The organism is Pseudomonas sp. TE24901 (genome assembly GCF_054058375.1).
Genome location: NZ_JBSSAF010000016.1, coordinates 54784 through 81557, shown reverse-complemented (window position 1 = coordinate 81557; position 26774 = coordinate 54784). Strand labels below are relative to the sequence as shown.

Sequence of the window (26774 nt, the reverse complement as noted above, 5' to 3'; positions counted from 1 at the left end):
GAGCAGGTGTTTCCTGCTCTGTGCAGCGAGGCCGGAAAATCTTGCAGATCATTTGGTTCTAAGCTTGGAACTCAATGGCCGAACAGGCCGGTTTCGGATTTCTTGGCTTTCTTGTCGGCGCGTTTTTCATCGGCGGTCTTGGCCGGTTTTTTCTTCGCGGCTTTTTTTGAATCCATACCTTTGGCCATGATACGTACTCCACGTGCAGGGGATGTAGCACTGGGTATACCACCTATTGGGCGGCAGAAGGCGCTTATAATCCCCGCCCCTTCATCACGCCACTTGAACACCATGCCTGAATTGACCCTGGAACTGCTGGCAGAGCCGCTGTGGCCGCTGCTGAACAAGTTTTATCGCAGCCACGACTCGTCGATGAAAGCCCTCAAGGGCGGACGTTTGTGGGTGGCACGAGACGGCGAGATTGTCGCCGGGCTGTGCCTGACCCCGGTGGTCGGCGGGCAGTGGCTGACCGGTGTGTTCGTGGCCCCGGCCTATCGCGGCCAGGGCCTGGCGGCGCGCTTGATCCGCCAGGCGGTGGCGTCGAGTGAAGGCACGGTGTGGCTGCTGTGCCATCCGGACCTTGAGGGGCTTTATCAGCGCATGGGGTTCAGCCAGGAAACGCTATTGCCTCAGTCCTTGAGCGAACGGCTGGTGCGCTACAAGCGCAACAAGCCGATGATCGCAATGGGCTTAGAACCGTTGGTGAGGTCGACCTTCGATAATGTGTGATCGGCTGGTGGAGGGCCCATGCTAGCCTCGACGGCACAGTGGCCCCATACAGGACGATCATGAACAAGACGCTTGCAGCCCTCTCCCTCACCGCCCTCCTCGCCCCAGCCATGAGCCACGCGGCCGATACGCCGATCAGCGCCCAGCAATACGCCAGCGTGCTCGCCGGTTCCTGGCGCGACCCGGCCAACAGCGCCCGTGACGGTTATCGCCACCCGCAGCAGACCCTGGAGTTCTTTGGCCTGGGCGCCAAGCAGACGGTGATCGAAATCACCCCGGGTGGCGGTTGGTACAGCGAAGTGCTGGCGCCGCTGCTCAAGGACCACGGGCATTACATCGCCGCCGTGCAGGCGGCGAGCGTCAGCACCTATGCGCGTACGTCCGAAGAGAACCTGAAGAAGAAATTCGCCGCCGCCCCGGCGCAGTACGCCAAGGCCCAAGTGGTGGAGTTCGATCCCAAGGCGCCGGTGTTCGGCAAGCCGGCGTCGGCCGATGCCGTGCTGACCTTTCGCAATGTGCATAACTGGGTAGAAGCCGGCACCGCGCCAGCCACCTTCAGTGCGTTCTATCAGGTGCTGAAGCCGGGTGGCGTGCTGGGTGTGGAAGACCATCGGGCCAAGGACGGGGCGGACCTGGAAGCCATCAAGGACAGCGGCTACCTGACCACCGCCCAGGTGGTGAAGCTGGCCACCGATGCCGGGTTCAAGCTGGCGGGGCAAAGCGAAGTGAATGCCAACCCGAAGGACACCAAGGACTATGCCGGTGGCGTGTGGACCTTGCCGCCGACGTTGCGGTTGGGTGAGCAGGACAAGGCCAAGTATGTGGCGATTGGCGAGTCGGACCGGATGACGTTGCGGTTTGTTAAACCCGCCAAATAATCAGACTGAACACAAAACCAATGTGGGAGCGGGCTTGCTCGCGAAGGCGGTGGTTCAGTTAGAACATCTTTGACTGACCCACCGCCTTCGCGAGCAAGCCCGCTCCCACATTTTGACCTCATTGGGTCTGAAAGCTAGTCGTCGGCAGTGGGGTCCATGTCGGGGAACATCACTTCGATAAAGCCGAACTTGCTGAAGTCGGTGATCCGCGACGGGTACAGCCGGCCGATCAGATGATCGCACTCATGCTGCACCACCCGCGCATGAAAACCGTCGGCCACGCGCACAATCGGCTCGCCCTTGGGGTCGAAGCCTTCGTAGCGAATCTGCTGATAGCGGTTCACGGCGCCGCGCAGCCCCGGCACGGACAGGCAACCTTCGTAACCCTCTTCCAGCACCGGGCTCAGCGGCGTGATCAATGGGTTGATCAGGATAGTCTGCGGCACCGGAGGCGCGTCCGGGTAACGCTCGCTGGCGTCGAAACCAAAGATCACCAGCTGCAAATCAACGCCGATCTGCGGTGCGGCCAGGCCGACGCCGCCCACGTGTTCCATGGTCTGGAACATGTCATCGATCAATTGCCACAGCTCGGGGCTGTCGAACATTTCCGGGGGGACCGGTGGCGCGATGCGCAGCAGGCGCTCGTCGCCCATTTTCAGGATTTCACGGATCATCGATCAGACTTCATCGGTAGTGGGCTTGGAGTGGTCACGGCCGAGGCCTGAGACGTGTTGTTTTTCATCCGTGGCGCTGTGCTCATCAAAATCCTTCTCGCCGGGGTCCTTGCCTTCGACCGACATGTGTTCGATCACGGCATTCATCTCCGCGCCGAGCAGCAGCACGGCGGCAGAAATATAGAAGTACAGGAGCAAGACGATGATCGCACCGATACTGCCATACATGGCGTTGTAGTCGGCGAAGGTTTTGACGTAGTAGCCAAAGCCCAGGGAAGCGATGATCCACACCACCACCGCCAGCACCGAGCCTGGGGTGATAAAGCGGAATTTCTGTTTTACGTCGGGCATCACGTAGTACATCAGGGCCACGGCGAACATCAGCAAGATCACGATCAACGGCCAGCGCAGGATGGTCCACAGGGTGACGACAAATTCCTGCATGCCGATCTGCCCGGCCAGCCATTCCATCACCTGCGGGCCCAGCACCATCAGCGCGGCGGCGGCCAGCAGCATGCCGGCGATGCCGACCGTGTAGAAGATCGACAGCGGGAAGCGCTTCCAGATCGGCCGGCCTTCGACCACATCGTAGGCGGCGTTCATCGCGCTCATCATCAGGCGCACGCCCGCCGAGGCGGTCCACAGGGCGATGACAATACCCACCGAGAGCAGGCCGCCCTTGGATTGCTGCAGTTGGTCGATCACCGGGTTGACCTGCTCCAGGGCCTGGGGCGGCAGCACCAGTTCCGACTGCATGCGCAGCCAGGTGAAGAAGTCCGGCAGGTGCAGGAAACCGATCAGGGCAATCAGGAACAGCAGGAAGGGAAACAGGGAGAACAGCATCTGGTAGGCCAGTGCCGAGGCATAGGTAGGCATCTCGTCATCGACGAACTCTTTGACGGTGCGCACCAGCACCTTGTGAAGCTTGAGGCCGTCTAATACCGGAAAAATCATAGCGTCTCCTTTCGCCGCAAAGAGGATGAGGTCGTGGGCGACTCAGGGGCCGTTTTCTACATCAAGGTAGCCTATTTGGCGACCTTGAAACAATTTCGAAACTTTAGCGGCAACAGATGACATAAAAACGGCCATCCGTGGATGGCCGTTCGGGCTGCTTGAAAGCGCACTTATTTGGTGGCTTTTTTTACAGCGTCCTTGGTGTCGCCAATCGCTTTTTCGACTTGGCCTTTCTTTTCCTGCACCACGCCTTCAGCGCGCAGTTTGTCGTTGCCGGTGACTTTGCCGACGCCTTGCTTGATGTTGCCGACGGCTTCGTCTTTCAAACCTTTTGCCTTATCCGCTGTGCTGCCCATGGTATTTCTCCAGAAGAACAATCAAGGGTTTTGGTCATTACCTAGAGATTGACCCGAGGCCGTTCGGCAGAGTTTCAATTATTTTCAGGGGGCATTTCATCGCCAGCCGCAGGTTTGGCTTTATGTTTTGCAGCCAACCCACGAGAATGCCCGGCACATTCAGGCTATAACGCTGAATAACAGATCCCGTAGGAAGGTTATGAAACTCAATAAAGCACAGGCCATCGCCCGCAGAAACACCGAACTGGGCGGTGCCGTACTCGGCGTCAACAACTGCCATTTCACCGACCTGGACCGCAAGCGCAACATCTGGTGGTTCGACCTGCCGGTGGGCCGCATTGCGATCGGCCAGTACGAGTGGATCCATCTGTTGATGCACAACGCCGAGACCGACCAGTTGCTGCACCTGAAGGTGCCGACGGTGTTCCTGCGCGAGAAGCTCGAAGGCCTTGTGGTGCGCAATGCGGGCAAGCGCAAACCGGAGATCACCCTGGAGCTGAGCGCGGACAAGGATTCGTTCCTGAAGGATGTGCGACCAGCAGGTGCGGGCATCAGCTTCGCGCAATTTTCCCTGTAAAAACTCAGTCAAAAAACGGTGGGAGCTGGCTTGCCTGCGATAGCGGTGTACCAGCCAGCCCAACAGTGACTGAAGAATCGCAATCGCAGGCAAGCCAGCTCCCACATGGGATTGCATTCCAATCCAATCATGGGAATCAGCAGGCCATAAAAAACCCCGCATCAGCGGGGTTTTTTAGGGGTTACTTTTTAAGGCCGAGCTTCTTCAGCTCTTCATCACGCAACTCACGGCGCAGGATCTTGCCCACATTGGTGGTCGGCAATGCATCGCGGAATTCCACGGCTTTCGGCACTTTGTAACCGGTGAGGTTGGCGCGCATGTGCTCCATCACCTGGTCCTTGGTGAGCGTCGCGCCCGGCTTGACCACGATGAAGATCTTGATGTGTTCCCCCGACTTCTCGTCCGGCACACCGATGGCCGCGCATTGCAGCACGCCCGGCAGGCCAGCCAGCACGTCTTCCAGTTCGTTGGGGTACACGTTGAAACCGGAGACCAGGATCATGTCCTTCTTACGGTCGACAATGCGCATGTAGCCGTCTTGCTGGATAAGCGCGATATCACCGGTCTTCAACCAGCCTTCGCTGTCGAGAATTTCGGCGGTGGCGTCTTCACGCTGCCAGTAGCCCTTCATCACCTGCGGGCCCTTGATGCACAGCTCGCCGATCTCGCCCAAAGGCAACTCGCTGCCGTCGTCGGCAATGACCTTGCACAGGGTCGACGGCACAGGAATGCCGATGGTGCCGATCTGGGTGTACTGGATCGGGTTGACGGTGGCCACCGGGCTGGTCTCGGTCATGCCGTAACCTTCGCAGATGCCGCAGCCGGTCACGTCTTTCCAGCGCTCGGCGGCTGCCAGTTGCAGGGCCATGCCGCCAGACAGGGTGACTTTCAATGCCGAGAAATCCAGCTTACGGAACGCTTCGTTGTTGCACAGCGCCACGAACAGGGTGTTCAGGCCGACAAAGCCGCTGAACTTCCACTTGGACAGTTCCTTGACCATCGCCGGCAGGTCGCGCGGGTTGCTGATCAGGATGTTGTGGTTGCCGATCAGCATCATCGCCATGCAATGAAAGGTGAACGCATAGATGTGGTACAGCGGCAGCGGCGTGATCAGAATCTCGCAGCCTTCGTTGAGGTTGGAGCCCATCAGCGCCTTGCACTGCAACATGTTGGCGACGAGGTTGCGATGGGTAAGCATCGCGCCCTTGGCCACGCCGGTGGTGCCACCGGTGTATTGCAACACGGCCACATCGCTGCTGGCCGGGCTGGCATCGCTGACCGGTTGGCCGTGCCCCTTGGCCAGCACGTCGTTGAACTTGATCGCCTTCGGCAGGTGGTAGGCCGGGACCATCTTCTTCACGTACTTGATGACGCTGTTGATCAGCAGGCGCTTGAGCGGCGGCAACAGGTCGGCGACTTCGGTGACGATCACGTGCTTGACGGAGGTCTTGGGCACGACCTTTTCCGCCAGGTGGGCCATGTTGGCCAGGCACACCAGGGCCTTGGCGCCGGAGTCGTTGAATTGGTGTTCCATTTCCCGCGCGGTGTACAGCGGGTTGGTGTTGACCACGATCAGACCGGCACGGATGGCACCGAACACAGCGACCGGGTATTGCAGGACGTTGGGCAGTTGCACGGCGATGCGATCACCGGGCTTCAAGTCGGTGTGCTGTTGCAGGTACGCGGCGAAGGCGCCGGACAATTCGTACAACTCACCGTAGGTGATGGTCTTGCCCAGGTTGCTGAAAGCCGGTTTGTTGGCGAAGCGCTGGCAGGACTGCTTCAGTACCGCCTGAATATTCGGATACTCGTCTGGATTGATGTCTGCAGCAATCCCGGCGGGGTACTTATCCTTCCAAAAGTCTTCGTTCATGGAAGCCCACTCCTCAGCGACGTCAGCGACGCGAATTCATCATCGCATTTGATGCGATTATTATTGGTGTATGTTTTTTTAGGTGAATCTGGCGCTTTCAAGCAGGCCTAGACGTCACAAAGCGCGCCGAGAGTAGCAGCTTTGCCAAGGGCCGCCTAGAGCCAAAGGAGGGCCCTACAGTCATAATCACGACTGTCCTACAATATTTGGTCACACTTTAAACCAGGGCAGAATCCCCCAGGAAAAGGCTCTGGAATGGGCTTTACAGATCAACAAATAACAATGTGGGAGCTGGCTTGCCTGCGATGGCGGTCTGTCAGTCAATACATCCTGTGACTGATACACCGCCATCGCAGGCAAGCCAGCTCCCACAATTTTTACCCTATTTCAAATCAAGCGATGTCGCGAAGCTCACGTCGCAGAATTTTCCCCACCGGCGTCATCGGCAACGACTCGCGCAACACGATGTGTTTAGGCACTTTGTACCCCGTGAAGTTGGCCTTGCAGTACGCCTTCAACTCTTCAAGGCTCACCCCTTGGGTGCGCGCTACCACAAACAGTTTGACCGCCTCGCCGGTGCGTTCATCCGGTACGCCGATCACTGCGCAGTTGGCCACGGCCGGATGCGCCATCACCACGTCTTCGATCTCGTTGGGGTACACGTTGAAGCCCGAGACGATGATCAGGTCTTTCTTGCGGTCGACGATGCTCACAAAGCCATCAGTGTCGATCACCGCGATGTCGCCGGTCTTGAGCCAACCCTCGGCGTCCAGGGTCTCGGCGGTGGCGACCGGTTGCTGCCAGTAACCTTTCATCACCTGCGGGCCCTTGATGCACAACTCGCCCCGCTCGCCCAACGGCAATTCGCGGCCTTCATCATCGATGACCTTCATCGCCGTGCCCGGCACCGGAATGCCCACGGTGCCCAGTCGCGACCTGCTGCCATACGGGTTGGTGCTCGCCACGGGCGAGGTCTCCGTGAGGCCGTAGCCTTCGCCGATGGAACAGCCGGTGAGTGCCTTCCAGCGCTCGGCCGTGGCCTTGACCAGCGCGGTGCCACCGGAGTTGGTGATCTTCAGGTGAGAGAAATCCAGGGTCTTGAAGTCCGGGTGGTCCATCAGCGCCACAAACAACGTGTTCAAGCCCAGCAGGCAGGAGAACCGCCACTTCTTCAGCTCCTTGATGAAGCCACCGATGTCCCGCGGGTTGGTGATCAGCACGTTGTGGTTGCCGGTCACCATCATGCACATGCAGTTCGCCGTGAATGCATAGATGTGGTACAGCGGCAGCGGCGCGATCATCACCTCCTGCCCTTCCCGCACCAGCGGCTGGCCGTCGTCAGAGACCTGGGACATGCACGCCCGCACCTGCTGCATGTTGGCCACCAGGTTGCCATGGGTGAGCATCGCGCCCTTGGCCAGGCCGGTGGTGCCCCCGGTGTATTGCAGCACGGCGATGTCATCCAGCGTCACCGGATGGCGAGTCACGCCCAGGCCCGCGCCCATGCGCAGCGCACGCTTGAACGACACGGCCCGTGGCAGGCTGTAGGCCGGCACCATCTTCTTCACCTTGTCGACCACGGTGTTGATCAGCCAGCCTTTGGCGGCAGGCATGAAGTCGCCCATCTTGGCTTCGATCAGGTAGTCGATCTCGGTGTCGGCGCAGACTTCCTGCACCCGCGAGCCGAACAGGTTGAGGTAGACCAGCGCACGCACGCCGGCATCCTTGAACTGATGGCGCATCTCCCGTGGGGTGTACAGCGGGTTGGTGTTGACCACGATCAGCCCGGCGCGCAAGGCACCGAACACGGCAATCGGGTAATGCAGCACGTTGGGCATCTGCACCGCGATGCGCTCGCCGGGCTTGAGGTCGGTGTGCTGCTGCAGGTAACCGGCGAACGCCGCACTCTGGCGCTCAAGCTCGGCGTAGGTCAGGGTGATGCCCATGTTGCTGAATGCCGGACGGTCGGCAAAGGCCTTGCAGGAACGCTCGAACACTTCGATCACTGACTTGTAGGACGTCAGGTCGATGTCATTGGGAACGCCCGCCGCGCGTTTGTCATTCCAGAAATCAGGTTGCATTATTCTTGTCCTCTTACCTGAGTGTGTCCGACCGCTGCCGCTGTAAAAACAGGCGGCTATAAAAAGCGGAGCTTTGGGGACGTTAGCAGCTATGGCCAAACAGGCAAATACGCCAAACCGTGTCATTGATTGTATGAATCTTGCCCCTGAGGCGTAGGCTGATACCCAAGTCCCTGGCAGATGAGCTATACACTGCATCGAACCTGAGCAAAGGAAGCGCCATGAACCACAGCACCTTCTGGCTGACCGCGAATGACCGCAGCCGCCTGTACGTCAATCAGTGGCTACCGGACGGCCCGGCCAAGGCGATGGTCATGCTGTCCCACGGCATGGCCGAGCACAGCGGCCGCTATGGGCGCCTGGCCGAGGCGCTGTGTGGCGCGGGCTACGGGCTGTACGCGCTGGACCAGCGCGGCCACGGCCGCACGGCGGACGAAGGCACGCTCGGGCTGTTCGCCGAGCACGACGGCTGGAACAAGGTGGTGGGCGACCTGGCCAGCCTGAACCAGCACATTGCGCACCAGCAGCCGGGGCTGCCGATCATCCTGCTGGGCCACAGCATGGGCAGCTATATCGCCCAGGCCTACCTGCTGCACCACAGCGCCAGCTTGAGTGGGGCGATTCTCAGCGGCTCGAATTTCCAACCGGTGGCGCTGTACCGTGCGGCGCGGGTGATTGCGCGCATCGAGCGCGCGCGCCAGGGTTTGCGCGGGCGCAGTGCGTTGATCGACTTCCTGTCGTTCGGCTCCTTCAACAAGGCATTCAAACCCAACCGCACGGCCTTCGACTGGCTCAGCCGCGACCCGGCCGAAGTCGACAAGTACATCCATGACCCGCTGTGTGGCTTTCGTTGTACCAACCAGCTGTGGATCGACCTGCTGGGCGGCTTGCAGCAGATCAGCAAGGCGTCCAACCTCGCTCAGATCGACCCGGGCCTGCCAATCCTGGTCACGGGCGGCGAATGTGATCCGGTGAGCGAGGGCAAGCGTCTCAAAGATCTGGCCCACGCCCTGCGCGAGGCCGGCTGCCAAAACCTGCAATTGACGATCTACCCGCAGGCGCGACATGAAGTGTTCAATGAAACCAACCGCGACGAAGTCACAGCGGATGTGCTGACGTGGCTCGACCAGGCCCTGACCCTGCACAGGCCGGCCCGCTGCGAATAACTTTCCTTTAAAATCAGCCGATAATCACCGATTAGCCACAGGATGTACCTTTAGATGACTCAGGTTACCAACACCCCGTACGAAGCCCTCGAAGTCGGCCAGACTGCCAGCTTCAGCAAGACCGTCGAGGAGCGCGATATCCAGCTGTTCGCCGCCATGTCCGGCGATCACAACCCGGTGCACCTGGATGCCGAGTACGCCAAGGCCACCATGTTCAAGGAGCGTATCGCCCACGGCATGTTCAGTGGCGCCCTGATCAGCGCCGCTGTGGCCTGCGAGTTGCCTGGACCGGGCACCATCTACATCGGCCAGCAGATGAGCTTCCAGAAGCCGGTGAAGATCGGCGACACCTTGACCGTGCGCCTGGAAATCCTCGAGAAGCTGCCCAAGTTCCGTGTGCGCATTGCCACCCGTGTGTTCAACCAGCGCGATGAGCTGGTGGTGGATGGCGAGGCCGAGATCCTGGCGCCGCGCAAACAGCAAGTGGTTGAGCTGACCGAGTTGCCGCCGATCAGCATTGGCTGATCTCGATCTGCAGAACGATGCAATACAAATGTGGGAGCGGGCTTGCCCGCGAAAGCGGTGGATCAGTCACCTATCAGTCGACTGACACTCCGCCTTCGCGAGCAAGCCCGCTCCCACATTTGCTACAGCGCAGGGCTTACGACTGAGCGCGAGCCTGATTACGCAGGGCTTTCACCTGGTCGTGATTACGTTGTGCACCGTGGAACTGGCGCTCTACCAGGTCACGAATCCCCAACAGGTTGTGCTTGTTGATCTTCTCGATCGCTTCTTTATAAGCCTTCAACGCATGGTCTTCACCGCGCTCGGCTTCGTTCAGCACCGCTTCTTCGTCTTTACCGGTGACCAACGACTTCACGTCGACCCAGCCACGGTGCAACGCGCCGGCCACACTGCCTGACTCTTCCGGATCACCACCCAAGGCGCGCACTGCAGTTTGCAGCTCGGCAGCCGCAGTTGCGCAATCAGCGGAGCGCTTGACGAACAACGCCTTGAGCTCTGGGTGCTTGATGTCTTCAGCACAGGTCGCGAAACCTTTCTGGCCGTCTTTGCTGGTCTCGATCAGGTCATTGAGTACGGAGATCGATTCTTTGTTGATGTCAGTCATTTTTCAATTCCTTGTGCGGGTTGAGAAGGTTGTCTTAATGATTGCAGCGCCCGTGCCAGGTTTCTGAAAACAACTTTTCTGTTATTTTTCAACAAGTTACGAATTATTGAACCATCTGTATGTACGTTATTTGCATGATCTGTCAATTGGCCTTCATGCAGAATGCCTGTATTTTCCAAGGCTTCGACTCACGCGCCTGAAGCCTTATGAATCCCGAAAAACTTGAACTGCTGATCACCCGCGAAATGCCCTTCGGCAAGTACAAGGGACGGATCATCGCCGACCTGCCCGGGCCTTACTTGAACTGGTTTGCCCGTGAAGGTTTCCCCCACGGCGAGCTGGGTGGTCTGCTGGCACTCATGCAGGAAATCGACAGCAACGGCCTGTCCGAACTGCTGGAGCCGCTGCGCGTAAAACACGGTAAACCCGCCCCTCGCCATTAAGAGCCTCGCCATGCCAAGGAATGCTGATAACGAACACCACTGGCAGACCATCGCCGGAAATTACGAACTGGAGCCTGGCCCGATCAACCTGGAAAACGGTTATTTCGGACGCATGAGCCGTGTGGTCCGGGCGCAGTACCTGGAGCACGTTGCGTTCATCAACCGCAGCAATTCGCTGTACGTGCGCCAGCGCTTCGAGCAGGGCGAAAATGTCGAGATCCGGCGCCAACTGGCCGAGCTGATCAGCGTTGATCCGGAGTCCGTTGCCTTTACCCGTAACGCCACCGAAGCCTTGCAGTCGCTGATCCGCAACTACAACCGCCTGCAACCGGGCGACCAAGTGTTGATCAGCGACCTGGAGTACGACACGGTCAAAGGCGCGATGCGCTGGTTGGCGGGTGTTCGTGGTGTGGAAGTGATCGAACTGTCCCACACACACCCGGCCAGTTTCGACAGCCTGGTGCAGACTTATCGTGAGGCGTTTGCTCAGCACCCACGCCTCAAGCTGATGGCCCTGACCCACGTCACCCATCGCACCGGGCTGGTAATGCCGGTCGAAGCCATTGCCAGGGCCGCCCGTGAACAGGGTATCGATGTGATCCTCGACGGCGCCCATGCCCTGGGCCAGATCGAGTTCAACCTGGCGGAGCTGGGCATCCAGTTCGCCGGCTTCAACCTGCACAAATGGATCGGCGCGCCGCTGACCCTGGGCTTTCTCTATATAGCCCCGGAGCGCCTGGCCGACATCGACCCGGACATGGGCGAGTTTCACTACCCGATGACGGATGTGCGCGCACGGACGTCCTACAGCACCCCCAACTTTCCCGCGCTGATGACCTTGCCGTTGGTGTTTGAAGAACATCGCGCGTTGGGTGGCTCGGCAGCCAAAGGTGCACGGGTGAATTACCTGCGGGATTTGTGGGTGAGCCAGGTGCGGCCGTTGGCGGGGATCGAGGTGCTGACGTCGGACGATCCTCGGCTGTATTGCGGGATCACGGCCTTCAAGTTTGTGGGACGGGACCAGCAGGCCATGGCCGACCGCTTGCTCAAGGACTACAACCTGTTCACCACCACCCGCGTGGGCGCGGCGTTTGGGACCTGTATTCGGGTGACGCCGGGGCTGGTCACCTCGGCGGCGGATATCAATGCCCTGGTCAACGCCATTACCGAGCTGACCCCCCACTAAACTTGTGGGAGCTGGCTTGCCTGCGATAACGGTACATCAGTCACACCGTACTTTCTGACCCACCGCTATCGCAGGCAAGCCAGCTCCCACCGTTGACCATCGGAGTTCTTGGGTTTTTCTGCGGGCAAAAAAAAGCGGTACACCGACCAAGTGCACCGCAAAAATGCCGTTAAGCACAGCAACAACGATTCGATAAATCAGATCAGTCCAGCAGCGCCAGCGCCTGGGCAGTGACTTCCTGGATGCGGGCCCAGTCGCCGTTCTTGACCCACTCCGGGTCCAGCATCCAGCTACCGCCCACGCACATCACGTTTTTCAACGCCATGTAGCTCTTGATATTGGCCGGGCCGACGCCGCCGGTTGGGCAGAATTTGACTTCGCCAAACGGGCCGCCGAGGGCCTTGATCGCAGCCACACCGCCGCTGACTTCAGCCGGGAACAGCTTGAAGCGGCGATAGCCCAGGCCATAACCTTCCATGATGCCCGAGGCATTGCTGATGCCCGGCAGCAGCGGGATCGGGCTGTGCACCGAAGCTTCCAGCAGGTCGCGGGTAATGCCGGGGGTGACGATGAACTGCGAACCCGCGACTTCTGCGGCTTCGAGCATGTGGCGATCCAGCACGGTGCCAGCACCGGTGCACAGCTCAGGGCGTTGCTCGCGCAGTACCTGAATGGCCTTGAGGCCGAACTCGGAACGCAGGGTCACTTCCAATGCGGTCAAGCCACCGGCTGCCAGGGCATCGGCCAGCGGCAGGATGTCTTGTTCGCGGGCGATGGTGATCACCGGCAGGATCCGCGCCTTGGCGCAGAGGCTGTCGATCAGGGCAACTTTGTCCGCCATGGACACGGTCGGTTGAGGGCTGTTCATAGCGGCTGATCCTTGGCTCATGGGCACCAGTAAATCTCTAATGTAGGTTGCAGAAACGCGCGAATCGGCATGGCAGCGACGTCGTCACTCGCCAGCGCGGCGCTCAAGGTGGTCAATTTCGAACTGCCGGAGATCGACAGCACGGTGTAGTTGGCCGTGGCCAGCAACGCGCGACTCATGGTCAGGCGCTGGTGCGGCACGGTCGGCGCCAGCATTGGCCAGCAACGGCGGGTACCGTTGGGCTGCAGGGCTTCGCTCAGGTTCGGGCTGTTGGGAAACAGCGATGCGGTGTGACCGTCATCGCCCATGCCCAGTACCAGCACATCAATGGCTGGCAACTCGCCCAGCAGGCGATCGGCCTGCAAGGCAGCGTCTTCAAGGTTGGCGGCGGCGCTGTAGAGGCTCAAGAACTTGGCCTTGGCTGCCGGGCCTTTCAACAGGTGCTGCTTCAACAAACCGGCATTGCTGTCGGCGTGCTCCACCGGCACCCAGCGCTCGTCGGCCAGGGTGATGGTGACCTTGGACCAGTCCAGGTCCTGCTTGGCCAGGTGCTGGAAAAACGCCACCGGGCTACGGCCGCCGGACACTACCAGGGTCGCTTCGCCACGGGCACTGAGGGCCGTGCGCAATTGCGCGGCCACATCATTGGCCAGGCCTTCGGCCAGCAGTACCGGCGTGCGGTACTCGTAAGGGGTTACGCCCTGGGGCAGTTTCAATTCAGATATCGCCATACCACGACCTCCCATCCCGCGTGATCAGTGCAATCGAGCTCATCGGCCCCCAGGAGCCCGCCGCGTACGGCTTGGGCGCATCACCGGATTTCTTCCAACCGGCGATCAACTGGTCACACCACTTCCACGCGGCTTCGATTTCATCTTTGCGCACAAACAGATTCTGGTTGCCGCGCATCACTTCCAGCAGCAACCGCTCGTAGGCATCGGGGATGCGTGCGCTGCGGTAGGTGTCGGAAAAATTCAGTTGCAGCGGGCCGCTGCGCAGTTGCATGCCCTTGTCCAGGCCCTGCTCCTTGGTCATCACGCGCAAGGAAATACCTTCGTCCGGTTGCAGGCGGATGATCAGTTTGTTGCTGATCTGCAAGCGCTGCTCAGGGGCGAAGATGTAGTGGGACGGTTCCTTGAAGTGGATGACGATCTGCGACAGCTTTTGCGACATGCGCTTGCCGGTCCGCAGGTAGAACGGCACCCCGGCCCAACGCCAGTTGCGGATATCGGCACGCAGGGCGACGAACGTCTCGGTGTCGCTCTGGGTGTTGGAATTCTCTTCTTCCAGGTAACCCGGCACGGCTTTGCCGGCGCTGTAGCCCGCGATGTACTGGCCGCGCACCACTTGGGTGGTCAGGCCTTCGGGGCTGATCGGCGCCAGGGCCTTGAGCACCTTGACCTTCTCGTCACGGATGCTGTCGGCAGACAGGTCGGCCGGCGGGTCCATGGCGATCAGGCAGAGCAGTTGCAGCAGGTGGTTCTGGATCATGTCGCGCAGCTGGCCGGCCTTGTCGAAGTAACCCCAACGGCCTTCGATACCGACCTGCTCGGCCACGGTGATTTCCACGTGGGAAATGTAATGCTGGTTCCACTGGGTTTCGAACAGGCTGTTGGCGAAACGCAGGGCGATCAGGTTCTGGACGGTCTCTTTGCCCAGGTAATGGTCGATGCGATAGGTGCGGTTCTCCGGGAAGAACTGCGCCACGGCGTCATTGACCTTGCGCGAGGACTCCAGGTCCGAGCCGATCGGCTTTTCCAGGACCACGCGGGTGTTTTCCGCCAGGCCAGCCTTGGCCAGGTTCTCGCAGATGCCGCCGTACACCGCAGCCGGCGTGGCAAAGTAGGCGATCAGGCGTTGTTCGCTGCCGACTTTTTCGGCAAGGGCAACGTAGTCGTCGGCCTTCATGAAATCGACGTGCACATACGCCAGCCGCGCCAGGAAGCGCTTGGCAACAGCTTCGTCCAGCTCCTTGCCGACGTATTTGCGCAGTTCTTTTTCAATGCGAGCCAGGTGCTGTTGCTCGGTACCGGCTTCACGGGCCAGGGCCAGGATGCGGGTGTCGTCGTGCAAGAGCCCGGCGCCATCGAGTTGATAGAGGGCAGGAAATAACTTGCGCAGCGCCAGATCACCCAAGGCGCCAAACAGGGCAAAGGTGCAGGGTTCTACGGTTATCGAAGGCATGATGTTTGTTCTTTTATCAAGTTAAGCTACAAATACCTTTTTTCAAGGCATCACTCAAGGAAAAATGTAGTAATAACCACAACATTTTCCCGAAATACGCATTCCGAGTGGTGGTGTTCAGCTACGCTCAGTAGGATAGGCCACCTCCAAGGGCCGCTCGTCGATTGGTTGCCGCCCTTAATTTGCATCGTCGCCCGAAGGAAAGACTGAATGGACCGCGTGCGAAATCTTCTGGAACAGATCCAGAACCGCCTCGAAGAATTGAACAAGGCCGAGCGCAAAGTCGCAGAAGTCATCCTGCTCAACCCGCAGCAGGCCACCCGCTTCTCGATCGCCGCCCTCGCCCAGGCCGCCTCGGTCAGTGAACCGACGGTCAACCGTTTCTGCCGTTCGTTCGGCGTGAGCGGTTACCCTGAACTGAAATTGCAGCTGGCGCAAAGCCTGGCCAGTGGCGCCGCGTACGTCAGCCGCGCCGTGGAAGCCGATGATAACCCTGAGGCATACACGCAAAAGATCTTTGGCAGCGCCATTGCGTCTCTGGACAGCGCGTGCCAGGCCCTGGACCCGGCCCTGATCAGCAAAGCCGTGGACCTGTTGATCCAGGCGCGGCAGATCCACTTCTTCGGCCTGGGCGCTTCGGCACCGGTGGCCATGGATGCCCTGCACAAGTTCTTCCGCTTCAACCTCGCCGTGACCGCCCATGCCGACGTGCTGATGCAGCGCATGATCGCCTCGGTGGCCCACACCGGCGAGCTGTTCGTGATCATTTCCTACACCGGGCGTACCCGTGAACTGGTGGAAGTGGCACGGATCGCCCGCAGCAACGGCGCCTCGGTACTCGGTGTGACCGCTGAGAACTCGCCGCTGGCCAAAGCCAGTACGGTGAGCCTGAACATTCCGTTGCCGGAGGACACCGACATTTACATGCCGATGACCTCGCGGATTATCCAGCTGACGGTGCTGGACGTGCTGGCGACCGGCATGACCTTGCGTCGCGGGGTGGATTTTCAGCCGCATCTGCGCAAGATCAAAGAGAGCTTGAATGACAGCCGGTATCCGGTGGGGGATGAGTTCAACTAACAGCAATCTCCACCAGCAGTACCGACTCTATCGCAGGCAAGCCAGCTCCCACACTTGGAATGCATTCCCCTGTGGGAGCTGGCTTGCCTGCGATAGCGCCAGAAGCTACACCGCTAAACGCCGGCCCTGGCCTGCAAACTCAAATGTGCCCTCTCCCCCGGCGCCAGACTCGCCGCGGCCATCGCCGACTCTACGCACACAAACCCCGACGCCTCGTTGAAGCTCACGCCCAACAACGGCCGGCTGCCCGGATGCCACACCACGGTGTCGGCGCTGTCACCGGTGTCGATGCACAGCTCACGCTGCCAGGCGTGGTCCTTGAGGTGCAGTTCGCCCTCGTGCTGGAACACCCGCTGGCACCCGCCCTCCACCCGCAATTCGCCTTCCTGCTGGCAGACCTGGCGATTGAGCTGGTCGTAACCTTGCGCCCCCTCGAGCCCAGACAGCGCTATCTCGTCAACGTGACCAATACGCCAATACGCGTGCAATGCATGGCTCAACTGGCACGGCAACTCGTCCTGATGCTCGGTGCTCAGGCGCAGTTCCAGGGTTTCGCCCAGGTGCGCGTGCAGGTCGACCTGCCAGTCGCACAGCTGCAATTGCCAGTGCAGGCGCACGCCGTCGTCGTCAGTGCTGCTGTCGAGCAGTTTCCAATCAATCAACCGCGCCCAACCATGGGACGGCCAGGCATTCTCGCTCGGATGGCGGCCGTACCACGGCCAGCACACCGGCACGCCACCACGAATAGCGCCGACTTGTGGCCACTTGGCTGCACACCAGAGCCAAGGCTTCTGGCCCCGAGGCTGAAAATGCAGCAGTTGCGCGCCCTGGCGGCTGAACACCGCCTGGCACAACGGGTGGTCGATCACCAACACGTCGCGCATCTGAAAGCGTTCCCAGGCGAACACCGGTCGCTCGCGCAGGGATTTGAAAAAGCGTTGCAGCGGATGCTCATGCATGTGCCACGGTCCTGAATGTCTTTGTGGGAGCTGGCTTGCCTGCGATGGCATCAACGCGGCCTGCCTGCTGTACCGAGTCGCCTGGATCGCAGCGGTGCGGCGATCCGACAAGCCAGCTCCCACAGGGAGATGTGCTCCCCTTCCTCAAAAAAAAGCGGGTAGCCATGGCTACCCGCAAAATGCGCACAGAGAGAAGGAGCTTATCGCAACAACGTTAGAACGTAGACTGAATTTTCAGGCCCGCTACCAACGCGTTGTCGACTTCTTTCACACCGCCTGGGTTGGCGACGTATTGCAGGTTGGGACGCACGGTCAGCCAGTTGGTGACGTGGAAGCCGTAGTTGATTTCGACGTTGTACTCGGTGTTACGCAGCGGTGCGAAACCCGATTGGTCGTAGTCGGTGAAGCCACCAGCCGCATTGAGCAGCTCGGCGTTTTTCTTCACGTCACTGTTGGCGTGGATACGGGAAACACCGATACCGACGTCATCCTTGGTGCGCGCGTCGAATGGACCTTTGTAGACCAGCATCAACGACTGGTAGTTGTCGACCAGGTTGGTGTCTTTGTCGTGGAAGGTCACGTTGGCCGCGATGTTCAGGCCGCGGGAAGCGTCGCCGTTGTGCGTGGTGAGTTGCTGTTGCAGCACACCCCAGTAGCCGGTCTTGCTGCTACGAACACGGAAGGCCGCGCCCGTGGTGCCAGCGTCGTTACCGTTGACGTCTTCACGTACGTCGTTGGCATCGGCGGTGCTCTTGTAGTAACCCACACGGTATTCGCCCGGCAGGCCATTGACCTTCGGCGACCAGACCAATTCCACCGGGATCACGGTGCCCTTGGTGCCACTGCCGCTGAGCTTGAAGCCGTTGCCGTGCTCCAGCTGCGATGGGTTCTGGTTGTACGCACCGATTTGCGCATACAGCTCTGGCGTGATGTTGTACTTCACGCGGATAGCCGCCTGGCTCACAGGCCAGTTGTACCAGGTGTTCACGTAGTTACCCACTTGCGAGCCGCAGAACGACAGGTTCTGGAAGTCGCATGGGAAGGTGTTGAAGTCTTCGCCTTCACCGAAGTAACCGAGTTTCACATCCAGCTTGTTGTCGAACATCTGGTGCTGGATCCAGAACTGGGTCAGACGCACCATGTGGCCACGGCCATCAACCTCTTGAGACGAACTCAAGGTGCCGGCACGCGGATCGCCAATACGGTCATTGGAGATGTTTGCGCCATTACGGTTGGTCAGTTGGATCTTGGCCTGGGTGTTGTCCCAGCCCCACAGCTTTTGCAGATCCAGTGCTACGCCCAGACCGAACTGGTCAGCGTAACGGGCAGTTTTGTCGTTGTTGTAGCCACCGTGCAGGTTGCCACCGACTTCCCCAACGTAGTCAGCCTTGATGTCGATACCTTGCTCGATCAGCTTGGTACGTTCACCACCCCAATCGCCGGTCATCCACTTGGAATCGGAGCTGAATGCATCGGCCGCCATCGCATTGGCGGACAATACCAGGGCTGCTGCTGCTGACAGTTGGCAGATCAGCCGAGTGTTGTTGTGTTGCTTTTTCATCCCTACATCCTCGTCTTTATTGTTATTAAACTGTTTTTATCTAACGCGGTTTACTTTTTTTAGCTAAAACAACAAGTTATCTACTTCAGCGGCCTTTGAATTGAGCCACATTGTCGGCATGCCCTTGTGTGGGCGATGAAGAAGCAGTGCCCAGGCGCTCACCGGTCTTGGCGTCAAACAGCAACACTTTGGCCGGGTCAAACTGTAGGGTCAGGGTCTCGCCCACTTGCGGCGCCACATCCGGCGCCAGGCGGCAGCAGACCTTGGTGTCATTGAGTTGCACGAACACCAGGGTGTCCGGGCCGGTCGGCTCGGTCACCTGGACTTCGGCGCGAATGCTCGACGAACCGTTGCCCTCGCCGTTCGCCAACAGGATCTGCTCAGGGCGCAGGCCAAGGATCACGTCGCGGTCTTCGAGGCCCGCATCGTTCATGTTCAACGGCAGCTCGCAACGGGCCTGGCCGCTGTCGAGCAGGGCCACCAGGCGGCCGTCCTTGCGCTGCAGGCGCAGGGGCACGAAGTTCATCGGCGGCGAACCGATGAAGCTCGCCACGAACTGGTTGGCCGGGTTGTTGTAGATCTCTTTGGGCGTGCCGAACTGCTGGATGATGCCGTCCTTCATGACCGCCACCTTGTCGCCCAGGGTCATCGCTTCGATCTGGTCGTGGGTCACGTAGACCGTGGTGGTCTTGAGGCGCTGGTGCATCAGCTTCATTTCGGTACGCATCTCGACGCGCAGCTTGGCGTCGAGGTTTGACAGCGGTTCGTCGAACAGGTAGATCTTCGGGCGCCGCGCCAGTGCACGGCCCATGGCCACACGCTGTTGCTGGCCACCGGACAGCTGGCCCGGCTTGCGATTGAGCAGGTGCTCGATCTGCAGCAGCTTGGCCACGCGCGCCACTTCGGCGTCGATATCGGCTTGGGGCATCTTGCGGATCTTGAGGCCGAACTCGATGTTCTCGCGCACGCTCATGGTCGGGTACAGCGCGTAGGACTGGAACACCATGGCGATGTCGCGATCCTTGGGGCTCATGCCGCTCACGTCCTGGTCGCCGATCATGATCGCGCCGCCGGTGATGGTCTCAAGGCCGGCGATGCAGTTCATCAGCGTGGACTTGCCGCAACCCGAAGGGCCGACCAGGATCAGGAATTCGCCTTCCTTGATCGACAGTTCGATGTTCTTCAAGGTGTCGGGCAGGCCGGCGCCATAGGTCTTGTTTACATTGCGAAGTTCAAGCGTAGCCATGATTACCCCTTGACCGCGCCGGCCGTGAGGCCGCGCACGAAATACTTGCCTGCGATCACATAGACCAGCAGGGTCGGCAACCCGGCGATCATCGCCGCTGCCATATCAACGTTATATTCCTTGGCTCCGGTGCTGGTGTTGACCAGGTTGTTCAGCGCCACCGTGATGGGCTGGGAGTCACCGCTGGAGAACACCACACCGAACAGGAAGTCGTTCCAGATCTGGGTGAACTGCCAGATCAGGCAGACCATGATGATCGGCGTGGACATCGGCAGAATGATCTGGCGGAAGATGGTGAAGAAACCCGCACCGTCCAGGCGCGCGGCCTTGATCAGCGCATCCGGGATGCTCACGTAGTAGTTACGGAAGAACAGCGTGGTGAACGCCAGGCCGTAGACCACGTGCACAAACACCAGGCCGGTGGTGGTGCTGGCCAGGCCCATCTTGCCAAGGGTGAACGACGCCGGCAGCAACACGGTCTGGAACGGCAGGAAGCAGCCGAACAACAGCAGGCCGAAGAACAGTTGCGAGCCTTTGAAGCGCCAGAACGACAGCACGTAGCCGTTCAATGCACCGATGGCGGTGGAGATCAGCACAGCGGGAACGGTGATCTTGATCGAGTTCCAGAAGTAGCCATCCACGGTGGCCCAGGCCTTGACCCAGCCGATGCCGGTGACCACGGTCGGCCAGCTCAACAGGTTGCCGGTGCTGATGTCTTCCGGGGTCTTGAAGCTGGTGAGCAACATCACCACCAGCGGCACCAGGTACAGCAGCACGGCGAGGATCAGCACCGCGTAGATCGCGATGCGACTCAGGCTGATGGAAGGTTTGGAGGCGAGACTAGTCATTACGCTTGGTCCTCAGCTCGGAGTAGAGGTAAGGCACGATGATCGCGAGGATCGCACCGAGCATCAGGATTGCACTGGCCGAACCCATGCCCATCTGGCCACGGCTGAAGGTGAACGAGTACATGAACATCGCAGGCAGGTCGGACGAGTAGCCCGGGCCGCCGGCGGTCATGGCGGCCACCAGGTCGAAGCTCTTGATCGCGATGTGCGCCAGGATCATCACCGCACTGAAAAACACCGGGCGCAGGCTTGGCAGCACCACGCTCCAGTAGATGCGCGGCAGGCTGGCGCCGTCGATCTGGGCGGCGCGGATGATCGATTGGTCCACACCCCGCAGGCCGGCGAGGAACATCGCCATGATGAAGCCGGAGGCTTGCCACACGGCCGCGATCACCAGGCAGTAGACCACGCGGTCGGGGTCGATCAGCCAGTCGAGACGGAAGCCTTCCCAGCCCCAGTCCCGCAGGAGTTTGTCCAGGCCCATGCCCGGGTTGAGCAGCCATTTCCAGGCGGTACCGGTGACGATCATCGAGAGCGCCATCGGGTACAGGTAAATGGTGCGGATAAAGCCTTCGCGGCGGATTTTCTGGTCGAGGAAGATCGCCAGTGTCACGCCGATGACCAGGGTGATGCCGATGAACATCCCGCCGAAAACCGCCAGGTTCTTGCTCGCTACCCACCAGCGGTCGTTGTCGAACAACCGGGCGTATTGCGCAAGGCCGGCCCATTTGTAGCTGGGCAGGAAGGTGGAATTGGTGAACGACAGCACGAACGTCCACAGGATGTAGCCGTAAAAGCCCACCAGAACGATGAACATGCTCGGCGCCAGCACCAGTTTGGGAAGCCAGCGCTGCAGTGCATCGAACGGCGAGGCCTTGCTGAACACAGCAACAGAACTCATGGGAAAATCCAGTACAGGGAAAAAGGGCTACGCACATCGCCTTGTAGGAGGCGGCTTATTGTGGCGAGGGAGCTTGCTCCCGCTCGGCTGCGCAGCAGACGCCGCCTTTTGGGGTGCTTCGCACCCCAGCGGGAGCAAGCTCCCTCGCCACAGAATCCGGCTCCTACACAAGCATCACTTGGCTGACTTGATCGCAGCGCCGAGTTTCTTGGCGGTGTCGGCCGGGTCGGCTTTCGGGTCGTTGATGTAGTTGGTCACGACATCAAAGAACGCCCCTTGCACAGCCAGGGTGGTGGCCATGTTGTGGGCCATGCTTGGCTGCAGGCCGCCGGTCTTGGCGTCTGCCAGGAAGTCTTTGGCAGCGGTCTGGGCGCAGGAGTCAAAGCCGTAGGAGGCCATTTTCTCCAGCATGTCGGTACGCACCGGGATCGAACCCTTGTTGATGCTGAAGACTTTCTGGAAGTTTTCACCCAGCACGACTTTGGCGATGTCCTGCTGACCCGCAGCGGTGCCTTTGTCTTTCTGCTTGAACACCGCCAGGGAGTCGATGTTGTAGGTGAAGGCTTTGTCGGTGCCCGGGAAGGCTACGCACTCGTAGTCCTTGCCGGCGACTTTCTTGGCAGCGGTCCATTCGGACTTCGCCCAGTCACCCATGATCTGCATGCCGGCCTTGCCGTTGATGACTTTGCCCGCTTCCAGGTTCCAGTCCTGGCCTTTGCCGTCGACGTCCATGTAGGTCGCGACTTTCTTCAGCTCAGTCAGGGCCTTGACCATTTCCGGGCCGGTCAGCGCGGCGTTGTCCAGGTCAACCAGGGCTTTCTTGTAGCCATCTGCACCCATCACCGACAGAACGACGGCTTCGAACACAGTGCTGTCCTGCCAAGGCTGGCCACCGTGGGCGAGCGGAATGAAGCCCGCTGCCTTGAGCTTGTCGCCGGCTGCGTAGAATTCTTCGAGGGTGGTTGGGTTCTTGGTAATCCCGGCTTTCTTGAAGACTTCCGGGTTGATCCACAGCCAGTTCACGCGGTGGATATTCACCGGTACGGCAACGTAGTTGCCTTCGTACTTGACGGTGTCGGAGACTTTTTTGTCGAGCAGCGAGTCCCACTTCTCTTCTTTGGCGACGTCCTTGAGCACGTCGGTGTCGAGCAGGCCAGTCGACGCCCATTCCTGAATGTCCGGGCCTTTGATCTGGGCAACGCCTGGCGGGTTGCCAGCGACTGCGCGGCTTTTCAGCACGGTCATGGCGGTAGCACCACCACCGCCGGCTACGGCGCCGTCTTTCCAGGTGAAACCGTCTTTCTCAACTTGGGCCTTCAGGACATCTACAGCCGCTTTTTCACCACCCGAGGTCCACCAATGCACAACTTCAACCGTCCCTTTCGAGTCGGCGGCAAATGCACTGAGGGGAAACAACGAGGCAATGGAAATAGCTACGGCGAGGCGATTAATCGCGTTCATCTGAGTACCTTTTCTTGTTGTTATGCATGCAAGTCTAGAGCTTGCGCTGCACGGAGTTTAAACAGGGATTTTCCAGGCGCAGGTAACAAAGGGACGCACAAATGTCACCAGCTCGTGACATAAGCGCCGCGCCCCAGAGCGCTGGCCATGCTGGGTGCCAAGGGTAAAGCAGGCAGCAACACCGCTTGCCAGGCATGGTACAGGTCGGGTTTGCCGCCCCAGATCTTGCTGCTGGGCTGGTTTTGCGGGCTCAATTCGTGATGCCAACTGCCGTGGTGACGGTCGATGAAATGGGTGTCGCAGAACTCCCAGAAGCGTCGATACCAGGTCTCGTAATGCAGCTCGCCGGTACGCTTTAGCAGCGCCTGCGCGGCGGCGCTGGCCTCGGCGTGGGTCCAGTGCAGACGCTCACGCACCACGGGGCGCTGGCTCCAGTCCAAGGTGTAGACGATGCCGGGCGCACCGTCCACGGCCCAGGCGTACTCGCAGGCGCTGGCGAACAGGCCTTTGGCGTCGGTCACCAGCCAGTCGGGCGTGACGAGCCCGGCCTGCAAGCGTGCGGCTTCCAAGTGCAGCACCAACCGCGCCCATTCAAAACCGTGGCCGGGGGTAATGCCATAGGGGCGAAAGCCGTCGGCGGGGTTGTCTTCGTTGTAACCGAGCAGGGGTTGCCAATGGGCGTCAAAGTGCTCGATGACCATGTGTTGGTTGCCGGCCGCATGGGTGTGGATAACACGCTCCACGATGCGCAGCGCGCGGTCCAGCCAGCGCGTGTCACCGGTGACATCGGCCAGGGCCAGGAAGGCCTCGGTGGCGTGCATGTTGCTGTTGGCGCCACGGTAGGCTTCGATGCCGCTCCAGTCCTGGGCAAAGGATTCGAGCATGACGCCCTCCTCCTCGCTCCAGAAGAACTGGTCGATGATATGGATGGCGTCGTTCAACAAATTCTGTGCACCCGGTGCGCCGGCCACCACCGCCGAGCTGGCGGCGAGCGCGACGAACGCATGCAGGTAGGCCGCTTTGCCACGGTTGCCATCCCGCGCGTGAGGCGTGGCGAACCAACCACCGTGCTCGCTATCGCGCAGGGGCCCACTCAGGGCGGCCACACCGTGCGCCACCAAGTCGGCATAACCGGGCAACCCCATGGCGTGGGCCATGGCAAAGCTGTGGGTCATGCGGGCGGTGTTCATGGTTTCGGCGTGGGCATCGGCGGGCAACTGGCCGTTGTCGTCCAGGTTGCCGAAGCCCTCGGGCAGTCGAGAGGCCTTGGCGAACGACAGCAGGCGCTGGCCTTCATTGGCAAGCCAGGCGTGATGGGCAGGTGCGTTCAGCCAACTGCTGGCAGGCAGTGGGTGCGTGGTCATGGGTGGCCCTTATTATTTTTTGTGGGATGACCGAAGTCTAAACAAGGGCGAGGTGGGGGCAAGTAACGAAGGGCAAGGGAAATGTCACCGGCCCGTGACAATTCCAACGATGTAAAGAGGGCACTTGTAGTGAGCGGGCTCGCCCCGCGCTGGGTGGCGCAGCCGTCCCAACCCAGGCAGCGCATCTATCCAGTTAACCTGCGTTGGCAGGTTTTGGGGCCCCAGCGCGGGGCAAGCCCGCTCACTACAGGCAGCTCAGCGGGCGGGGGTGTTGAGTTGCTGTTGCAGGTTCTGCACCTGGCTTTGCAAGGTGGTGATGTTGCGCGTGGTCTGGATGCGGAACACGTCGAACTCTTTGTTGGTCGGCGCGTCGCTGTTGCCCGGCTGGTTGTCCTGTGCACTCTTCAACACCACCAGGTCCTGCTCGAGACGGGCGATGGCCGCGCTCGGGTTGCCCTGTTTCTTCAGGGCGGCCACGTCGGCAGACAACTCCTTGATCTCGGTATCACGCTTGCCTGCATCACCTTGCGCGGCTTTCAGGGTCGCGACGGCATCGGTCAGGGCCTGGACCTGCCCCTGCAGCTTGGCGTTGGCGTTCGACAGGTCGGTGGTGCTGGCGGTCATCTGCGCCAGGCGCTGGTCCAGCACGGTGGCCTGGCCGGCGACGCCGACCTGCTGCTTGCCCTGTTCCAGCAACTGGCTTTCCAACTGCTTGATCTGCAACTTGAGGGCTTCGCTGCCATTGTTCACGCTGGCTTCGCTGGCCACCACCTTGCCGGAAATATCCTGCAGGCGCCCCGCCGCTTCTTCGCTGATGCGTGCAAAACTTTCCTGGGTAGCGACCAGTTGCTGACCCATCAGGGAGATCTGCTGGAAGCTCCACCAGGCGAGGCCGGCGAAGGCGATCAGCAGCGCGCCGACCAGCGCCCACAGCGGGCCGGTGCTGGCACTCTTGACCTTGACCACCGGCGTCGTGCGCGAACGCACGGAGGTGGCGGGAGTCGGCTCGAAATCATCATCGTCCCCGTGGTCTGCCCGCAGGCTGGGAACATTGTCGAAATCGTCGTTAGCATCGTTACGCATGTATCAACCCTGAATCGGTGAGATGGCTGCCTGGAAAGCCGAGCGACCGGAGTATAAACCGCGCTCGCGCCGCACTGGTCGACCCGAAACCTCGAATTCGGTTCCCGATGTGTTGCCTGATGTGAGCTTACTTGAGCCCAGGATCCTGGGCTTTCCACCAACTGCAGAACTCGTCGAGGGCGGTCCACAGGCTGACCTTGGGCTCGTAGTCCAGATAATGCCTGGCCCGGCTGATATCCAAGGTGAAATCTTTGTTCATCACCTGCATGCCCAGGCGTGACAACGCCGGCTCCGGACGCCCCGGCCACATCGCGCAGAACGCTTCGTTCAACGCCGCCACGCTGTAGGCCAGGCCGTAGGACCGATATCGGGTGACCTGCGGCATGTCCATCTGGCGCATCACGTAGTTCACCACATCCCACACCGGCACCGGCGTGCCATTGCTGATGTTGTAGGCCTTGCCCAAGGCCGAGCCCGTGGCCAGCAAACTGCTGAGCAGCGCCTCGTTCAGGTTGTGCACGCTGGTGAAATCGACCTTGTTCAAGCCGTCGCCGACGATCGCCAGGCGGTTCTTGCGCTGCATTTTCAGCAGGCGCGGGAAAATGCTCATGTCCCCGGCGCCGGTGACAAAGCGCGGGCGCAGGGCAATCACCTCCAGGCCAAACTCCTGGGCGCCGAACACCTTTTGCTCGGCCAGGTACTTGGTGGCGGCATAAGGATGCTTGAAACGCTTGGGCACCTGCTCTTCGGTCAGGCCCAGGTGGTCGCGCCCATCAAAGTAGATCGACGGCGACGACAAGTGCACCAGGCGCCCCACCCGTTGTTTCAGGCAGGCCTCGACGACATTTTCAGTGACCAGCACATTGCCTTGGTGGAAGTCCTGGTACTTGCCCCACAACCCGACGGCACCGGCGCAATGCACCACGGCCTCGACATCGCGGCACAGCTCGCGCACCAGGTCGGCGTCGTTCAGATCACCCTGGATAAACTCGGCGCCACGCCGTATCAGGTGCTCCACACCTTCGGCACGTCGCCCGTTGACCCGCACGTCCAGGCCCTGCTCCAGAGCGAAACGCGCAAAGCGCCCGCCAATGAAGCCGCTTGCGCCGGTGACCAGAATTTTCATGTATTACCCCGTGTTCTTTCGTTTTTCATCGCTGTTGCCTTGACGCC

Annotated in this window: 26 protein-coding genes; 8 read left to right on the top strand and 18 right to left on the bottom strand. The window is 60.3% G+C overall.

What is annotated here, in order from left to right; genetic code table 11:
* The first annotated feature begins 291 nt into the window (after positions 1–291).
* Entirely contained in the window at positions 292–729 is a 438-nt protein-coding gene (locus ACVWVP_RS26330) for a GNAT family N-acetyltransferase (protein ID WP_178925120.1), read from the top strand.
* Positions 730–788: 59 nt separating this feature from the next.
* The gene (locus tag ACVWVP_RS26325) at positions 789–1607 is read left to right on the top strand and encodes a class I SAM-dependent methyltransferase (protein ID WP_457408857.1); all 819 of its coding nucleotides are present in this window, start codon (positions 789–791) and stop codon (positions 1605–1607) included.
* A 134-nt stretch (positions 1608–1741) separates the two neighbouring features.
* Here the strand turns inward: ACVWVP_RS26325 and def are convergent, their stop codons facing one another.
* From def to ACVWVP_RS26310, 3 genes are all read right to left on the bottom strand, one after another.
* Entirely contained in the window at positions 1742–2281 is a 540-nt protein-coding gene (def, locus tag ACVWVP_RS26320; protein WP_178925116.1) for a peptide deformylase, read from the bottom strand.
* 3 nt (positions 2282–2284) lie between these two features.
* A complete protein-coding gene (locus ACVWVP_RS26315; protein ID WP_178925114.1) occupies positions 2285–3235 on the bottom strand; it encodes a YihY/virulence factor BrkB family protein in 951 nt (316 codons plus the stop codon).
* A gap of 170 nt (positions 3236–3405) precedes the next feature.
* Positions 3406–3591, bottom strand: coding sequence for a CsbD family protein (locus ACVWVP_RS26310; RefSeq protein ID WP_176994235.1), 186 nt, complete (start codon positions 3589–3591; stop codon positions 3406–3408).
* A 199-nt stretch (positions 3592–3790) separates the two neighbouring features.
* Here ACVWVP_RS26310 and ACVWVP_RS26305 point away from each other — a divergent pair, with 199 nt between their 5' ends.
* Positions 3791–4168, top strand: coding sequence for a hypothetical protein (locus ACVWVP_RS26305; protein ID WP_178925112.1), 378 nt, complete (start codon positions 3791–3793; stop codon positions 4166–4168).
* A gap of 181 nt (positions 4169–4349) precedes the next feature.
* Here ACVWVP_RS26305 and fadD1 read toward each other — a convergent pair whose 3' ends face one another.
* Both fadD1 and fadD2 read right to left on the bottom strand, forming a co-directional pair.
* Positions 4350–6041 carry a long-chain-fatty-acid--CoA ligase FadD1 gene (fadD1, locus tag ACVWVP_RS26300; protein ID WP_178925110.1) on the bottom strand — a complete coding sequence of 564 codons (1692 nt, stop codon included), beginning with the start codon at positions 6039–6041 and terminating at the stop codon, positions 4350–4352.
* Positions 6042–6433: 392 nt separating this feature from the next.
* Positions 6434–8122, bottom strand: a complete 1689-nt coding sequence (gene fadD2, locus ACVWVP_RS26295; RefSeq protein ID WP_178925108.1) for a long-chain-fatty-acid--CoA ligase FadD2 — start codon at positions 8120–8122, stop codon at positions 6434–6436.
* 221 nt (positions 8123–8343) lie between these two features.
* Between fadD2 and ACVWVP_RS26290 the strand changes: the two genes are divergently transcribed.
* Together ACVWVP_RS26290 and ACVWVP_RS26285 are read left to right on the top strand one after the other, a co-directional pair.
* The gene (locus ACVWVP_RS26290; RefSeq protein ID WP_178925106.1) at positions 8344–9288 is read left to right on the top strand and encodes an alpha/beta hydrolase; all 945 of its coding nucleotides are present in this window, start codon (positions 8344–8346) and stop codon (positions 9286–9288) included.
* A 54-nt stretch (positions 9289–9342) separates the two neighbouring features.
* A complete protein-coding gene (locus tag ACVWVP_RS26285) occupies positions 9343–9813 on the top strand; it encodes a MaoC family dehydratase (protein ID WP_176994240.1) in 471 nt (156 codons plus the stop codon).
* A 136-nt stretch (positions 9814–9949) separates the two neighbouring features.
* Here the strand turns inward: ACVWVP_RS26285 and ACVWVP_RS26280 are convergent, their stop codons facing one another.
* Entirely contained in the window at positions 9950–10417 is a 468-nt protein-coding gene (locus ACVWVP_RS26280; protein WP_025858443.1) for a ferritin-like domain-containing protein, read from the bottom strand.
* Positions 10418–10623: 206 nt separating this feature from the next.
* Between ACVWVP_RS26280 and ACVWVP_RS26275 the strand changes: the two genes are divergently transcribed.
* Positions 10624–10860 carry a DUF3820 family protein gene (locus tag ACVWVP_RS26275; RefSeq protein WP_176994242.1) on the top strand — a complete coding sequence of 79 codons (237 nt, stop codon included), beginning with the start codon at positions 10624–10626 and terminating at the stop codon, positions 10858–10860.
* Positions 10861–10870: 10 nt separating this feature from the next.
* Positions 10871–12046 carry an aminotransferase class V-fold PLP-dependent enzyme gene (locus ACVWVP_RS26270; RefSeq protein ID WP_457408852.1) on the top strand — a complete coding sequence of 392 codons (1176 nt, stop codon included), beginning with the start codon at positions 10871–10873 and terminating at the stop codon, positions 12044–12046.
* 202 nt (positions 12047–12248) lie between these two features.
* Here the strand turns inward: ACVWVP_RS26270 and ACVWVP_RS26265 are convergent, their stop codons facing one another.
* Genes ACVWVP_RS26265 through zwf form a run of 3 tightly spaced genes read right to left on the bottom strand, consistent with a single transcriptional unit; the run spans position 12249 to position 15098 of the window.
* Positions 12249–12914: a bifunctional 4-hydroxy-2-oxoglutarate aldolase/2-dehydro-3-deoxy-phosphogluconate aldolase gene (locus tag ACVWVP_RS26265; protein WP_176994244.1), complete on the bottom strand. Its 666-nt coding sequence runs from the start codon at positions 12912–12914 to the stop codon at positions 12249–12251.
* 17 nt (positions 12915–12931) lie between these two features.
* Positions 12932–13645: a 6-phosphogluconolactonase gene (pgl, locus tag ACVWVP_RS26260; protein WP_457408849.1), complete on the bottom strand. Its 714-nt coding sequence runs from the start codon at positions 13643–13645 to the stop codon at positions 12932–12934.
* Positions 13632–15098 (bottom strand): glucose-6-phosphate dehydrogenase, encoded by a 1467-nt coding sequence (gene zwf / locus ACVWVP_RS26255; protein WP_176994246.1) that lies wholly within the window; start codon positions 15096–15098, stop codon positions 13632–13634. Before zwf ends, pgl begins: the two co-directional genes overlap by 14 nt.
* Before the next feature lie 219 nt (positions 15099–15317).
* Here zwf and ACVWVP_RS26250 point away from each other — a divergent pair, with 219 nt between their 5' ends.
* A complete protein-coding gene (locus ACVWVP_RS26250; protein WP_174554056.1) occupies positions 15318–16178 on the top strand; it encodes a MurR/RpiR family transcriptional regulator in 861 nt (286 codons plus the stop codon).
* 113 nt (positions 16179–16291) lie between these two features.
* Here ACVWVP_RS26250 and ACVWVP_RS26245 read toward each other — a convergent pair whose 3' ends face one another.
* The 9 genes from ACVWVP_RS26245 to ACVWVP_RS26205 all read right to left on the bottom strand — a co-directional run bounded on the left by ACVWVP_RS26245 (position 16292) and on the right by ACVWVP_RS26205 (position 26727).
* A complete protein-coding gene (locus ACVWVP_RS26245) occupies positions 16292–17137 on the bottom strand; it encodes a D-hexose-6-phosphate mutarotase (RefSeq protein WP_259173158.1) in 846 nt (281 codons plus the stop codon).
* Positions 17138–17351: 214 nt separating this feature from the next.
* Positions 17352–18698 carry a carbohydrate porin gene (locus ACVWVP_RS26240; protein ID WP_178925096.1) on the bottom strand — a complete coding sequence of 449 codons (1347 nt, stop codon included), beginning with the start codon at positions 18696–18698 and terminating at the stop codon, positions 17352–17354.
* 85 nt (positions 18699–18783) lie between these two features.
* Complete coding sequence (locus ACVWVP_RS26235) at positions 18784–19944, bottom strand: ABC transporter ATP-binding protein (protein ID WP_178925095.1); 1161 nt, start codon at positions 19942–19944, stop codon at positions 18784–18786.
* A gap of 2 nt (positions 19945–19946) precedes the next feature.
* Complete coding sequence (locus tag ACVWVP_RS26230; RefSeq protein WP_178925093.1) at positions 19947–20792, bottom strand: carbohydrate ABC transporter permease; 846 nt, start codon at positions 20790–20792, stop codon at positions 19947–19949.
* Positions 20785–21693, bottom strand: a complete 909-nt coding sequence (locus ACVWVP_RS26225) for a carbohydrate ABC transporter permease (protein ID WP_017253695.1) — start codon at positions 21691–21693, stop codon at positions 20785–20787. Before ACVWVP_RS26225 ends, ACVWVP_RS26230 begins: the two co-directional genes overlap by 8 nt.
* 174 nt (positions 21694–21867) lie before the next feature.
* Positions 21868–23154, bottom strand: a complete 1287-nt coding sequence (locus tag ACVWVP_RS26220; protein WP_176994251.1) for an ABC transporter substrate-binding protein — start codon at positions 23152–23154, stop codon at positions 21868–21870.
* A 104-nt stretch (positions 23155–23258) separates the two neighbouring features.
* Positions 23259–24518, bottom strand: a complete 1260-nt coding sequence (locus ACVWVP_RS26215) for a D-mannose isomerase (RefSeq protein WP_457408846.1) — start codon at positions 24516–24518, stop codon at positions 23259–23261.
* A 255-nt stretch (positions 24519–24773) separates the two neighbouring features.
* Positions 24774–25601 carry an ATPase gene (locus ACVWVP_RS26210; RefSeq protein ID WP_457408844.1) on the bottom strand — a complete coding sequence of 276 codons (828 nt, stop codon included), beginning with the start codon at positions 25599–25601 and terminating at the stop codon, positions 24774–24776.
* A gap of 127 nt (positions 25602–25728) precedes the next feature.
* The gene (locus ACVWVP_RS26205; protein ID WP_178925087.1) at positions 25729–26727 is read right to left on the bottom strand and encodes an NAD-dependent epimerase/dehydratase family protein; all 999 of its coding nucleotides are present in this window, start codon (positions 26725–26727) and stop codon (positions 25729–25731) included.
* Positions 26728–26774 lie beyond the last annotated feature (47 nt).